Source organism: Acinetobacter sp. YH12052 (assembly GCF_013419835.1).
In the GTDB taxonomy this organism is placed as follows: Bacteria; Pseudomonadota; Gammaproteobacteria; order Pseudomonadales; family Moraxellaceae; genus Acinetobacter; species Acinetobacter amyesii.
The window spans coordinates 68,468-81,091 of the sequence record NZ_VOZI01000010.1 but is presented as its reverse complement, the minus strand read 5'-3'; the positions used below and the strand labels follow the sequence as shown (position 1 = coordinate 81,091).

General features: G+C 41.6%; 14 protein-coding genes. 9 read left to right on the top strand and 5 right to left on the bottom strand.

The window, feature by feature from the left end:
* Positions 1–143: 143 nt before the first annotated feature.
* Together FTU06_RS09165 and FTU06_RS09160 are read left to right on the top strand one after the other, a co-directional pair.
* Positions 144–455: a hypothetical protein gene (locus FTU06_RS09165; protein ID WP_180146176.1), complete on the top strand. Its 312-nt coding sequence runs from the start codon at positions 144–146 to the stop codon at positions 453–455.
* The gene (locus tag FTU06_RS09160) at positions 439–921 is read left to right on the top strand and encodes a hypothetical protein (RefSeq protein WP_180146173.1); all 483 of its coding nucleotides are present in this window, start codon (positions 439–441) and stop codon (positions 919–921) included. The genes FTU06_RS09165 and FTU06_RS09160 overlap by 17 nt, the downstream gene beginning before the upstream one ends.
* A 45-nt stretch (positions 922–966) precedes the next feature.
* Here FTU06_RS09160 and gatB read toward each other — a convergent pair whose 3' ends face one another.
* Genes gatB through gatC form a run of 3 tightly spaced genes read right to left on the bottom strand, consistent with a single transcriptional unit; the run spans position 967 to position 4,287 of the window.
* On the bottom strand, positions 967–2,442 hold the full coding sequence (gene gatB / locus FTU06_RS09155) for an Asp-tRNA(Asn)/Glu-tRNA(Gln) amidotransferase subunit GatB (protein ID WP_180146170.1): 1,476 nt from the start codon (positions 2,440–2,442) through the stop codon (positions 967–969).
* Positions 2,442–3,920, bottom strand: a complete 1,479-nt coding sequence (gatA, locus tag FTU06_RS09150; protein ID WP_180146167.1) for an Asp-tRNA(Asn)/Glu-tRNA(Gln) amidotransferase subunit GatA — start codon at positions 3,918–3,920, stop codon at positions 2,442–2,444. The genes gatB and gatA overlap by 1 nt, the downstream gene beginning before the upstream one ends.
* Positions 3,921–3,972: 52 nt before the next feature.
* Positions 3,973–4,287 (bottom strand): Asp-tRNA(Asn)/Glu-tRNA(Gln) amidotransferase subunit GatC, encoded by a 315-nt coding sequence (gene gatC / locus FTU06_RS09145; protein ID WP_180146164.1) that lies wholly within the window; start codon positions 4,285–4,287, stop codon positions 3,973–3,975.
* 133 nt (positions 4,288–4,420) lie between these two features.
* Here gatC and FTU06_RS09140 point away from each other — a divergent pair, with 133 nt between their 5' ends.
* The 6 genes from FTU06_RS09140 (at position 4,421) to FTU06_RS09115 (ending at position 9,186) form a co-directional block, all read left to right on the top strand.
* Positions 4,421–5,467, top strand: coding sequence for a rod shape-determining protein (locus FTU06_RS09140; RefSeq protein WP_086178633.1), 1,047 nt, complete (start codon positions 4,421–4,423; stop codon positions 5,465–5,467).
* 16 nt (positions 5,468–5,483) lie between these two features.
* Positions 5,484–6,341: a rod shape-determining protein MreC gene (gene mreC / locus FTU06_RS09135; protein WP_078189984.1), complete on the top strand. Its 858-nt coding sequence runs from the start codon at positions 5,484–5,486 to the stop codon at positions 6,339–6,341.
* Complete coding sequence (gene mreD, locus FTU06_RS09130; RefSeq protein ID WP_168379038.1) at positions 6,328–6,819, top strand: rod shape-determining protein MreD; 492 nt, start codon at positions 6,328–6,330, stop codon at positions 6,817–6,819. Before mreC ends, mreD begins: the two co-directional genes overlap by 14 nt.
* Complete coding sequence (locus FTU06_RS09125; RefSeq protein ID WP_180146226.1) at positions 6,807–7,373, top strand: Maf-like protein; 567 nt, start codon at positions 6,807–6,809, stop codon at positions 7,371–7,373. Before mreD ends, FTU06_RS09125 begins: the two co-directional genes overlap by 13 nt.
* 42 nt (positions 7,374–7,415) lie before the next feature.
* Complete coding sequence (rng, locus tag FTU06_RS09120; RefSeq protein ID WP_078189981.1) at positions 7,416–8,870, top strand: ribonuclease G; 1,455 nt, start codon at positions 7,416–7,418, stop codon at positions 8,868–8,870.
* A 142-nt stretch (positions 8,871–9,012) separates the two neighbouring features.
* Entirely contained in the window at positions 9,013–9,186 is a 174-nt protein-coding gene (locus FTU06_RS09115) for a PA1571 family protein (RefSeq protein WP_168379036.1), read from the top strand.
* 320 nt (positions 9,187–9,506) lie between these two features.
* On the opposite strand, the gene FTU06_RS09110 is transcribed toward FTU06_RS09115, so the two are convergent.
* Together FTU06_RS09110 and FTU06_RS09105 are read right to left on the bottom strand one after the other, a co-directional pair.
* Positions 9,507–10,886: a wax ester/triacylglycerol synthase family O-acyltransferase gene (locus tag FTU06_RS09110; RefSeq protein ID WP_180146161.1), complete on the bottom strand. Its 1,380-nt coding sequence runs from the start codon at positions 10,884–10,886 to the stop codon at positions 9,507–9,509.
* 167 nt (positions 10,887–11,053) lie between these two features.
* On the bottom strand, positions 11,054–11,788 hold the full coding sequence (locus FTU06_RS09105) for a phosphoadenylyl-sulfate reductase (RefSeq protein WP_168379034.1): 735 nt from the start codon (positions 11,786–11,788) through the stop codon (positions 11,054–11,056).
* A gap of 201 nt (positions 11,789–11,989) precedes the next feature.
* Here FTU06_RS09105 and thrH point away from each other — a divergent pair, with 201 nt between their 5' ends.
* Complete coding sequence (gene thrH, locus FTU06_RS09100) at positions 11,990–12,607, top strand: bifunctional phosphoserine phosphatase/homoserine phosphotransferase ThrH (protein ID WP_078189978.1); 618 nt, start codon at positions 11,990–11,992, stop codon at positions 12,605–12,607.
* Positions 12,608–12,624 lie beyond the last annotated feature (17 nt).

Genomic DNA, 12,624 nt, shown 5'->3' with positions numbered 1-12,624 from the left:
ATTTATTTTGTCTAAAGGAACTAAATTTGCCTCTTAATTATTGTTCATATAAATTATTATTTAATATAAGCTAATAGCATTCAAAAGCTAGATATGTTGAAAATTCAATAATTAATAAATCTTCAATATTTGAGGGAGGCTCTATGCGTCTATATATTGATGAAAATGGTAAAAAAATTTATTTACGGGAAAGAGCTCAGACTCGCAATGAATTAAAGCGAGTATTAGGGACTAGACAATTTCAAGCTAATGGGAAGATATATACTATTAACTCAGTAAAAGCAGAGCCTGATAATTCATCGACTACCATCGGTGCTGGGATCGGTGGACTTGTTGGTGCGTTCGGTGGAATGCCTGGGGTAATAGCAGGCGCCTTAATTGGTGGTGCAATGGGAAATGCACAATTAGAAAAAGATAAAAGAATGGCTGAGGCATTCAATGCAAGCTTCGAATAATAGTATTAATATCAAAGGGATTATTATAGTAGTTTTACTTTTAACAGTCTTAGTTTTAATCGTTGAATTTTTTGATAAAAGTTGGTTTGAAAGTCTTTTAGAGTCCGAGAGATTAAAGAACTATTTAGTTATTTATGGGGCAGGTGGTGCAATTGTAAGCATCATTTTGAAAATGCAAAGTTCACAGATAAAATTTGATTTTAGTTTTTTTTGTGATGCTATTATTAGCATTCTAACTTATGTGGCAGTCATATCTTCATCATTTACATTATTTAAGGCTGCTTGTTTTCAATTTATAGGGAAAGCGAATTACTTTACTAATATTCAAGGTATTGATTTAGGAGTTATTGCAATTGTTTCATTTGCATTGCTTGTTAAATTTCTTGTAGATGCTACAAAAAATATTAAAGAGATTATACAAATGAAATCTACTGCTGAGGTTTCACCTGTCCCTGATAAAACGTAGAAAACCCGCTCTAAAGCGGGTTTTTTATTCCAAAATTAATCAATCTTAACCAATCAATTTCTTCATCAATTCATTTACTTGCGCAGGGTTGGCTTTACCTTTCGCTGCTTTCATCACTTGACCAACAAGACCGTTAAAGGCTTTCTCTTTACCAGATTTAAACTCTTCAACCATCTTTTCATTAGCTGCAAGCACGTCTTTAATAATCGCTTCAATTGCGCCTGTATCAGTTTCCTGTTTCAAGCCTTTTTCAGCAATCACTTCATCCGCAGTTTTGCCTTCTTCCCACATAAAGCCGAATACTTGCTTCGCAATCTTACCGTTAATCGTGTTGTCCACAATACGTGCAATCATGCCACCAAGTTTTTCTGCTGTTACAGGAGCATCCGCTAGTTCTAGGCTCGCTTTGTTTAAAGCGCCTGAGAATTCACCCATCACCCAGTTTGCAGCCACTTTACCTTGCGCAGCACCGCCAGCAGCTTTTACTACGTCTTCATAAAACTCTGACATTTCACGAGTAAGCGTAAGCACGTGAGCATCGTACTCAGTCACACCAAAGTCAGCTACAAAACGTTCACGACGTGCAGCAGGCAACTCAGGAAGGGCAGCACGTGCCGCTTCAATTTGCGCATCTGCAATAATTACAGGCAACAAGTCAGGATCTGGGAAGTAGCGGTAATCGTTCGCTTCTTCTTTCGAACGCATTGAACGAGTTTCCATCTTCACAGGGTCGAATAAACGCGTTTCTTGGTCGATGGTGCCATCCCATTCTAGGATTTCCATTTGACGTTCAATTTCAACATTGATCGCTTGTTCAATGAAACGGAAAGAGTTCAAGTTTTTCAACTCGCAGCGCGTACCAAATGGTTGACCCGGACGACGTAGTGACACGTTACAGTCCGCACGGAACGAACCTTCTGCCATGTTACCGTCAGAAATGCCTAACCAACGCACTAAAGTGTGAATCGCTTTAATGTAGGCAACTGCTTCTTCAACCGAACGCATATCAGGTTCAGAGACAATCTCAAGTAAAGGTGTGCCTGCACGGTTTAAATCGATACCAGATTGACCTTCAAATTGGTCATGGATCGATTTACCTGCATCTTCCTCAAGGTGCGCACGTGTTACGCCAATGCGTTTTACAGTGCCATCTTCAAGTTGGATGTCGATATGACCCAAGCCCACAATCGGATTGTCCATTTGGCTGATTTGGTAGCCTTTTGGAGAGTCAGGGTAGAAATAGTTTTTACGTGCAAATACAGAAGCTTGGTCGATGTAAGCATCGATACCCAAACCAAAGCGAATCGCAAGATCAACCACTTCTTTGTTCAATACTGGCAATACGCCCGGCATTGCAAGATCAACAAGGCTCGCTTGTGTATTTGGGTCTTGACCAAATGTGGTAGATGAACCTGAGAAAATTTTAGTATTGGTTGCAAGCTGAGTGTGAATCTCAATACCAATAACGACTTCCCAACCATCAATCAGGTTAGATTTTGGTTTAGCAGCGTTCTTAGCCATTATGCATTCTCCTCAGCAATCGCAGCGCGTTTAGTATGCCAATCGGTTGCTTGTTGGTACTGATGTACCACAGACAACAATTGAGATTCTGACCAGTAGTTACCAATCAGCTGTAAGCCAACAGGCAAGTTGTCTTTGTCAAAACCAACAGGCGCGTTAATCGCAGGAAGACCTGCCAAGTTCACTGCGATGGTGTAGATGTCACCCAAGTACATTTCTACAGGAGACAAGTTTGCACCAATCTTATACGCAGTTGTTGGGGCAGCAGGGGCAGCAATCACGTCTACAGATTCAAATGCTTTTAAGAAATCTTGTTGGATTAAACGACGTACTTTTTGTGCTTTTACATAGTACGCATCGTAATAACCCGCAGAAAGCGCGTATGTACCAATCAAGATACGTTGTTGAACTTCTTTACCAAAACCTTCAGAGCGTGAACGTTTGTACAAGTCCATCAAGTCCACAGGGTTTTCTGCACGGTAGCCATAACGTACGCCGTCAAAACGTTGTAAGTTAGACGATGCTTCAGCAGGCGCAATCAGGTAATAGGTTGGAACATAAGCATCCGTCATGGTGAGATCAATCTCAACCAAAGTTGCGCCCATTTCTTCAAGCTTTTTCAGAGACTCTTCAACACGTGCTTTTACGTCAGCATCTAAGCCAGCTACATTAAAGTATTGCTTAGGAATACCAATGCGTAAGCCTTTTACCGATGTGCCGTTAAGGTTAGCCACATAGTTGTCTACGTTTTTTTCAACCGAAGTTGAATCTTTCGCGTCATGACCTGCCATCACGTTCATGAGGTATGCACAGTCTTCTGCCGAACGCGCCATTGGGCCGCCTTGGTCTAAAGATGATGCGTATGCGATCATACCGAAGCGAGAAACACGACCATACGTTGGTTTAAGACCAGTCAAACCGCAGAAAGATGCAGGCTGACGGATTGAACCGCCTGTGTCTGTACCTGTGGCAAACGGTGCGAGGTCAGCTGCTACAGCCGCTGCAGAACCACCAGATGAACCACCTGGTACATGGCTTAAGTTCCATGGGTTAGCAGTTGCGCCGTAGTATGAATTTTCAGAGGTTGAACCCATTGCAAATTCATCCATGTTCACTTTACCTAAAGTGACAAGGCCCGCAGCTTTACCTTTCGCTACAACGGTTGCGTCGTAAGGAGAAATAAAATTATCCAGCATTTTAGAACCAGCTGTGGTTTTAATGCCTTGGGTACAAAAGATGTCTTTGTGCGCAATTGGAACACCAGTCAAAACAGATGCAGTGCCCGCTTTGATGGCAGCATCAGCAGCATCGGCTTGTGCAAGTGCTTGTTCAGCAGTGACGGTCACGTATGATTTGACTTGAGCATCGATTTTTTCAATGCGTTTTAAATAATGTTCGGTCAATTCGCGTGAAGAAAATTTAGCGCCCGCCAAACCTTCAGACAATTCACGAATTGATAAGCGATGTAAATCTGTCATGAGAAATATTTCTTTACGTTTAATTTGAAACAATAGTGCGTTTGATCGGAAATTACTCAATTACGCGAGGTACAAGGTACAAGCCTTCTTGCACGCTTGGCGCAACTGCTTGATATTCATCGCGATGATTGCTTTCTGATACCACGTCTTGACGTAATGGTTGTGGATGGTCAAATGGGCTCTTTAATGGTTCAACACCATCTGTATTGATACCTTTTAAGGTGTCCATCATGCCTAAAATTTTATTTAAACTTTGAGCATATTCAGCAGATTGCGTGTCATCTAGCGACAATCGAGCCAGATGGGCAATCGCTGAAACTGTTTGTGCATTTAGATCTGCAGAATGCTGTGCATCCGATGTAGACATAACATTACCTAATCAGTATTAAAAAAATTCAAAATATCGTGGCTTATAATAAGCGATTGACTTGTTCAAATCATCACATTTAGTTAAAGTTGCCACCTTGCGTCCATATAAAAGTTTAACTGAGAACGTCCCCGTGATTCTAAAACGACTAATTGGCTTGTTTTCGCCGGATCTTGCCATTGATTTAGGCACTGCAAATACACTTATTTATGCGCCAGGACGAGGCATTATATTAAATGAACCGACGGTGGTGGCAATTCGCCACAGTGGTTCACAAAAAATCGTTGCCGCAGTAGGTCTTGACGCGAAGCAAATGCTAGGTCGTACACCTGCAAATATTTCTGCGATTCGCCCAATGAAAGATGGTGTGATTGCAGATTTTGAAGTCACTGAAACGATGTTGAATCAATTCATTGGCAAAGTGCACGAAAAACGTTTGTTCCCACCTGCACCGCGTGTCGTGGTGTGTGTGCCATGTAAATCGACGTTGGTGGAACGCCGTGCAATCCGTGAAGCTGTATACAATGCAGGTGCACGTGAAGTTCGCTTAATTGAAGAGCCAATGGCTGCTGCAATTGGTGCAGGTATGCCCGTTGAGCAAGCTTGTGGTTCGATGGTTGTCGATGTTGGTGGTGGTACAACTGAAATCGCGATCATTTCACTTCAAGGTTGTGTCTATGCAGACTCACTGCGTATCGGTGGTGATGTATTTGATGAGCAAATCATTAACTACGTGCGTAAAGCACATGGTTGTGTGATTGGTGAAACCACTGCAGAAAACATCAAAAAAGAAGTTGGTATGGCGCTTCCAGAAGAAGGTGCGAAACCTTTGGAAATCGAAGTCCGTGGTCGTAACTTGGCTGAAGGTGTACCTCGTGCGATTACCGTAACTTCTGACGAAGTAACTCAAGCGATTTCTGATCCACTACAAAACATTGTGGCTGCGGTTAAATCTGCACTAGAGCAAACGCCACCTGAGTTGTCTTCAGACATCGCAGAACGCGGTATTGTGTTGACTGGTGGCGGTGCATTACTTCGCAATCTTGATAAGCTTCTTGCAAAAGAAACAGGTCTTCCTGTCGTGGTTGCAGAAGATCCACTATCATGTGTTACACGTGGTGGTGGTAAGGTTCTCGAATTCTTCGATAACCCAAATCATGACATGTTATTTGTAGGCTAAGAAAAGGACTCGGCGGGTGCAAACGCAACTGTTTTCAAGACAACCGCCATCTTTTCGCTCATTTATCATTGCGGTGATTACATGCTTGGTGGTGCTTTTCTTTGATTGGCGCATGCCACATGTAATTCAACCGGCCAGAGACGTCTTGTATGCGGCATATAATCCAATTTATGCCCTTGCAAGCTATCCAGTGTTATCGCGAGAATGGCTGAATCAACAAACCAAGTCTGAAGCTCAATTACGTCGTGAAAATACCGCGATGCAAGCAGAGTTAATTCAGGCTCAAGTCCGTTTACAGAAACTTTCTGAACTTTCTGCTGAAAATACTCGACTACGTGGACTACTCGATACACCACTCATCATTGATGGTCGTATGGAGATTGCCGAAGTCATTGGTACTGATGCTGATCCCTTACGTCATATTATTGTGATTAACCGTGGAGCCAGCAGTCAGCTTAAAGTGGGACAAACTGTACTCGATGACAAGGGTATTATGGGGCAAATTATCAATGTTTACCCGCATAGTAGCCGTGTCATGTTGCTCTCAGACAAAGAGCACTCTTTATCCGTGCGGATGGAGCATACCGGTATGCGCGCAATCGTTACGGGTACAGGTGACTTAGGTCGACTTAAGATGGAATACGTGCCAACCAGTGCGAATATCAAAGTCGGTGAAAAAGTCTATAGCTCAGGGCTAGGGGCACATTTCCCAGCGGGTTATTTGGTAGGGACAGTGTCGAAAGTCAGTCGTCACAATAGCGGTGAATTTGCCCAAATTGATATCAATCCTGCTGCACAATTGGCAGGTGGTCATCATGTGGTTGTGCTATTTTCCGATTCTTTAGCGATGGAGCAACCGCATGTCACTCGCTAAGCTTAGTCGTCATACAGAGCGCGACCCATTATTTCCGATTATCTTTTCCATCATTTTGGCATCCGTGCTGATGGTGTATCCGCTTTCTTATGACTTATCGGGTTGGCGTCCATTATTCATGATGATGATCATGCTATTTTGGGTACTCTGTCAGCCGACATGGTGCGGTGTTTGGTTTGCATTTGCCACAGGTCTATTTACCGACTTATTGACTGATGCGCCATTTGGCATGAACGCACTAAGTTTTGTGGTCATTGCATTTGTGACACGCTTTTTGACCCGTGAACGTCGTATTCTCACATTTGGTAATTTATGGATTATTGCTGCAATGGCAATTTTCGCGCATTTACTGTTTGTGTGGATTGTTCAAGTGATGGGTGGGGCACAGTTTTCATTTGCTCGCCATTGGCAGCCAATTGTTACTAGCTTACTCATTTGGCCAATCATGTATTACTTCCTGAGAAAATGGCGCATATAATTTTAGCTTCGAGTTCTCCTCGACGACGCGAACTTTTGCAACAATTAGGTCTGGAATTTGAAATTTTCAGTCCGGATATTGATGAGTCCGTGTTGGACGGAGAACCTGTAGCGGATTATGTAGAGCGTTTAGCACGTGCCAAAGCTTCCGCAGTACAACAACAATTCCCTAATGCTATCGTTATTGCCGCCGACACCAGTTTAGGCGTAGATGAGCACATTTTAGGAAAACCAGCGTCGAAAGCACATGCTTTTTCTATGTGGGAAATGATCTCTGGACGAAAACATGATGTGTTTTCAGGTGTTTGTGTCAGTACAAAAGATCAAATATACAGTATAGTAGTGCGTACACAGGTTGAATTTCAAACGCTGAGTCTAGCTGACATGGAAAGCTATTGGGCAACAGGTGAACCAATCGGCAAGGCGGGAGCCTATGCTATTCAAGGAATTGCTGCGCGCTATATTCCTTGTATTGAAGGGAGCTACAGCAATGTTGTTGGGCTGCCTTTGCATGAAACCGTACAGTTATTACAGATAGTTAAGGCATTAAATTAACTGCTGCAACACAAGAATTTTTATAATGTTTTGAGTTTTGATATGTCTGACGAGTTGTTGATTAACGTCACACCGATGGAATGTCGGGTGGCGTTGATTCAAAACGGTACGGTCAATGAATTATTTGTTGAGCGCACCGTGAAGCGTGGGTTAGTGGGCAATATTTATAAAGGGAAAGTTGTTCGCGTGCTTCCGGGTATGCAGGCTGCTTTTATTGATATTGGATTGTCGAGAACGGCTTTTTTACATATCAATGATATGGTCTGGCAGCGCAATCAACCAACCCCGAATGTTTTTGAGCTGTTACAACCAGGGCAAGTACTCACCGTACAAGTCATGAAAGATATGTTGGGTACCAAAGGTGCACGACTATCAACTGATCTTTCTATTCCTTCCCGTTACCTTGTTTTAATGCCATATGGCAGTCATACCGGTGTTTCTCAGCGCATTGAGTCTGAAGAAGAACGAGATCGCTTGCGTAGCATGATTGAACGCATTCAAAAGGAACACAACTTACCGGGTTCAGTCATCGTTCGTACTGCTGCCGAAGGTATTCCTGAATGTGAAATTGCGCAGGACATGGCCTATTTAGCAAAACTGTGGGAATACATTCAACGTAAACAACGCAGTATTGTCGTACCATCTTTGATTTTTGAAGAGCTACCTTTACCTCAACGCGTCATCCGTGATTTGGCCAATGAAGATACTTCTAAAATTCAGGTCGACTCACGCGAAGTGCATGGCAAATTGCAAGAGTTTGTCCAAGAATTTGTACCGAGTATGCAAAATCGCTTACTGCATTATCCGGGTGAGCGTCCAATTTTTGACTTGTACAATGTCGAAGAAGATATTCAGAAAGCCTTACAGACACGTGTAGCACTTAAGTCTGGCGGCTACCTGATGATCGATCAAACTGAAGCGATGACCACGATTGATGTCAATACTGGCTCCTACGTTGGTGGTCGTTCGCTTGAAGACACTGTGTTTAAAACCAATATGGAAGCCACACAGGTCATTGCACGTCAGCTCCGACTACGTAACTTGGGCGGGATTATCATTATTGACTTCATTGATATGCAAGAAGCACATCATCGTGAAGAAGTGATGAGCCAGTTTGAGAAAATGCTTGAGCGCGATCATGCTAAAACCAAGATCACTCAAGTGTCTGAGCTGGGTTTGGTGGAAATGACTCGGAAACGCACCCGTGAATCTTTGGAGCATCTTCTTTGTGATTCTTGCCCGACCTGTCAGGGGCGTGGTTATGTGAAAACGGCTGAAACAGTTTGCTATGAAATTTTCCGTGAAATCTTGAGATATGCACGTGCTTATGAGTCACAAAGTGGCTTTACCGTGGTGGCACATCCGTCGGTGATTGACCGATTGTTAACTGCTGAAGCACCTGCGGTAGCTGATTTAGAGCACTTTATTAGCCGTGTGATCAAGTTCCAAGTGGAAAATTTATATACGCAAGAGCAATACGATATCATTCTGAGCTGAAATTGTAACAGAATATCGTTAAACACTTGTTACAACTGAGATTTTACTTTTGAACTGTTATTTTGAATACTAGATACATCAAATAGCCAAAGCCATTTTCCTGCATTGGACTTGAAAATGGTTTAGCAAAAAGAGGTGTACTATGGGTGTTAGTAAAACAGTAATGAAAAGTGGTCTTAAAACTGTTGTTGAAGCAAAAGCGATCCATTCAGGTTATATCGTGGATGAACGTGGTAATGAAGTTCAAATTACAGCGTCTATGATTCGTTCTGCTTGTCATCAGTTACTTAAACAGTGCCGAGCTATCAAAGCTTAAATATTGAAATATAAATAATGTAATCCAGAGGGTTAAAGTGCTAACGCGCGATTCTAAGTTTTTTAATGCGCTAAAATTTTATAAAGAATGGTTATAAAGAATGGAAAATAAACTTAATTATCAGTGCGTATCTACAAGTCGTAATTAAACAATAACAACGGATTTGTTCTCCTAAATTTTAGCTGATATATATTTACCCTAAAAATCAAACAAAGTTAAATACTAAAAAACCGTCTAAGTCGTTTAATGTAGACGGTTTTCTAGCTTTCAGTAGGATTAAAGCTGCTGTAAAACTGATTACAAAAATATGATGCAGGCGGTTAGCTAACCGCCTGTAACTTTGGGGAATCTTGGTTCACAATAGCTTCAAATCGTTGAATTTCTTCTTCCAAATGCGTTAGTAAATTTTGCATTTTTGGAAGCGCATTACGACATGCGGTTAAACCAACTTCAAGCTTATCTAAATAGCTGGTCATGGTGATATTAAGCGCTTGACCATCCAAAACAATAGACGCTGGGTAGAGCGCTTCTAAACGTGCACCATTCCAATATAACGGCTCTTGTGGGCCGGGAACATTCGAAATGACCAAGTTAAAGGCCTGACGTTTTGGCATGAAGCCTGATGCAATATTTAAACCTGCTGCACTGTAGACAAAAGCACTGTAGTTTAAAATTTGATTCGAGTTCATCCGCTTAAAGCGCTCTTTGGCATTGAGCACACTACGACGCACAATCTTCAACCGTTCTAGCGGATCTTCTTTATGGGTTCCAAGATTGGCCAAAATCATGGTAATACGGTTTGACATATCTGAATCATCGGTACGAACTGATGCAGGCACCATGGCAATCAATGGCTTTTTAGGTAAAGCATTTTGTGTAATTAAATATTCACGTAATGCGCCTGAACAAATTGCGAGCACAATATCGTTAATTGTTACGCCGAGTGACTTGGCAATATGTGACAAACGTGAAAATTCAAAAGACTGAGCAGCGAAACGACGAGAAGAACTAACCCGTTGGTTTAATATTGAACTCGGCGCTTGGAAACTAGACACATAATCTGGGTTACGCCCCATATCTTTCATTACTGTTTGTGACAGTTCGTACAAAACTCGTGGAGTTGAGTCAAGTTGTCCCTTAATGGTCGATAACAGACCTTTCATACGACTGGATTTAGGCTGTTTCAGGCGTTTTGCACGAGGGCCTTCTACACACCATGGTGGCACAATTCTTTTAGCATCTGGGTCATGCGAAAGTGATTTTTCAACTAAACGCATACCTGCAATGCCATCGACCATCGCGTGGTGGATTTTGAAGTACATCGCAAAACGATTGCCTTCAATGCCTTCAATAATATGGCAAGTCCAAAGCGGTTTTGCACGGTCAATCAGCGCACTGTGTTCTTGAGAAATATAAGTCAAAAGTTCACGAATACGACCGGGATGCGGCAGTGCGATATGGCGGAAGTGATGATCTAAATCAAACTCTTCGTCTTCATCCCAAAAGAAGCCGTTGAGTTTATTGTTAAAAGGAGGAATAGGAATGGATTTTGAATTACGAATATCTGCGACTAAATCTTGAATAAAAGTATCTGGTGCATTGTCAGGGATCTGAAATAAAAATAGACCACCTACGTGCATCGGTTGTTGCCGTTTCTCTAAATTTAAGAATATGAAATCAATAGGATGTAATGGACGCATAGCGTTGATTGCCTCACTGCAATTTCTACAGCTGCTCATGTATGAGTAGCATTGTTAGAATTATTAAATTGTCATTTGCAGTATAGCGTTTTTACGTTGAAATGATACGGAATTATGTGTATCGATGCGTTGAAAAAAACCACTGCTATGCAGTGGTTTTGTGATCTTTATTTTTTCATGTTGCCTGCGTGTAAGCCGCATTCTTTATGGGTTGCATCTTCCCACCACCAGCGACCTTCTCGTTCGTGTTGATTCGGTAAAACAGGTCGAGTACATGGTTCACAGCCAATCGAGATAAAGCCTCGTTCGTGTAGTGGATTATATGGAATTTCCATTAGACGGATATAGTTCCAGACATCAGCGCTAGACCAGTTTGCCAAAGGATTATATTTAATCAATTGCTTGCCCGGACCTGAAAAACCGGGGTCTGCTTGTACCACAGGAATTTCATTACGTGTGCCTGGGCTTTGGTCTTTACGTTGACCTGTGATCCAGCCATCTAAAGTGGCTAGTTTTTTACGCAAAGGTTGTACTTTACGGATACCACAGCATTCTTTATGTTCATCTTGATAGAAGCTAAAAAAGCCCTTTTCTGTTACCAGTTTTTGTACGGCATCACTTTCTGGGAAACAGATTTCAATATCAATTTTATAATGTTTACGGACAGTATCTAAAAATTGGTAAGTTTCAGGGTGTAAGCGACCGGTATCTAAACTAAATACACGAAAAGGAATCCCTAAGTTCGATGCAAGATCAATCAGTACAACATCTTCTGCACCAGAAAAGGAAATCGCAACTTCACCTTGCTGGCTAAGCGCAAGTTTCATAATCTCAGAAGGTGATTTATCTGCATATTCAGATGCAAGTGCATCGACAAGGTCAATAGTAGGGATGGTAGTCATGAATGTCCTGGCTATAGGCTTGGAACGTTAAAACCTATATTAATTTATTTCAGAACTATTTTAATGGAAATGCTAAAACACACTTATCACTAAAAAATAGATACTTATGAAAAAAATAGATTTAAAAAAGAACAATGCATTTTTTTATTCTTCCGCTATGATATTGAAAAAATTTTTTTCACATAACAGAGGGTAGAGTGCATGGAAGTCGTTTGTTTAGATCTAGAAGGGGTTTTAGTACCTGAAATTTGGATTAATTTTGCGAAAAAAACAGGCATTAAAGAACTTGAAGCAACGACTCGTGACATTCCAGATTACGATGTGTTGATGACTCAGCGTTTAAATATCCTAAAACAACACGGTTTGGGTTTAAACGATATTCAAGACGTAATCGCAGATATGGGGCCATTTGAAGGTGCAAAAGAGTTTGTAGAGTGGGTGCGTACTCATTTTCAATTGATTATTCTTTCAGATACTTTCTATGAGTTTGCACATCCATTAATGCAGCAACTTGGTTGGCCAACGATTTTCTGCCACAAATTAGAAACTGATGAAAATGGTATGATCTCAGCTTATAAGCTTCGTCAACCTGATCAAAAGCGTAAAGCCGTTCAAGCATTGCATGGGTTAAACTTCCGGGTGATTGCAGCAGGTGATTCTTATAACGATACGACGATGCTTGGTGAAGCAGATGCGGGTTTCTTATTTGATGCGCCTGACAATGTGATTGCAGAATTTCCACAATTCCCACCAATTCATGGCTATGCTGCATTAAAAGAAGCGATTCGTAATGCTTCAGTTCGTGATATTCCAGCTTAATTCTGTATAGCTGGTTA

Coding starts and splice junctions, on each gene's coding strand:
- thrH (WP_078189978.1), top strand. CDS start 11,990: ATGGAAGTCGTTTGTTTAGATCTAGAAGGGGTTTTAGTACCTGAAATT.
- gatA (WP_180146167.1), bottom strand. CDS start 3,920: ATGACAGATTTACATCGCTTATCAATTCGTGAATTGTCTGAAGGTTTG.
- FTU06_RS09110 (WP_180146161.1), bottom strand. CDS start 10,886: ATGCGTCCATTACATCCTATTGATTTCATATTCTTAAATTTAGAGAAA.
- FTU06_RS09160 (WP_180146173.1), top strand. CDS start 439: ATGCAAGCTTCGAATAATAGTATTAATATCAAAGGGATTATTATAGTA.
- gatC (WP_180146164.1), bottom strand. CDS start 4,287: ATGTCTACATCGGATGCACAGCATTCTGCAGATCTAAATGCACAAACA.
- FTU06_RS09105 (WP_168379034.1), bottom strand. CDS start 11,788: ATGACTACCATCCCTACTATTGACCTTGTCGATGCACTTGCATCTGAA.
- mreD (WP_168379038.1), top strand. CDS start 6,328: ATGTCACTCGCTAAGCTTAGTCGTCATACAGAGCGCGACCCATTATTT.
- FTU06_RS09115 (WP_168379036.1), top strand. CDS start 9,013: ATGGGTGTTAGTAAAACAGTAATGAAAAGTGGTCTTAAAACTGTTGTT.
- FTU06_RS09165 (WP_180146176.1), top strand. CDS start 144: ATGCGTCTATATATTGATGAAAATGGTAAAAAAATTTATTTACGGGAA.
- rng (WP_078189981.1), top strand. CDS start 7,416: ATGTCTGACGAGTTGTTGATTAACGTCACACCGATGGAATGTCGGGTG.
- gatB (WP_180146170.1), bottom strand. CDS start 2,442: ATGGCTAAGAACGCTGCTAAACCAAAATCTAACCTGATTGATGGTTGG.
- FTU06_RS09125 (WP_180146226.1), top strand. CDS start 6,807: ATGGCGCATATAATTTTAGCTTCGAGTTCTCCTCGACGACGCGAACTT.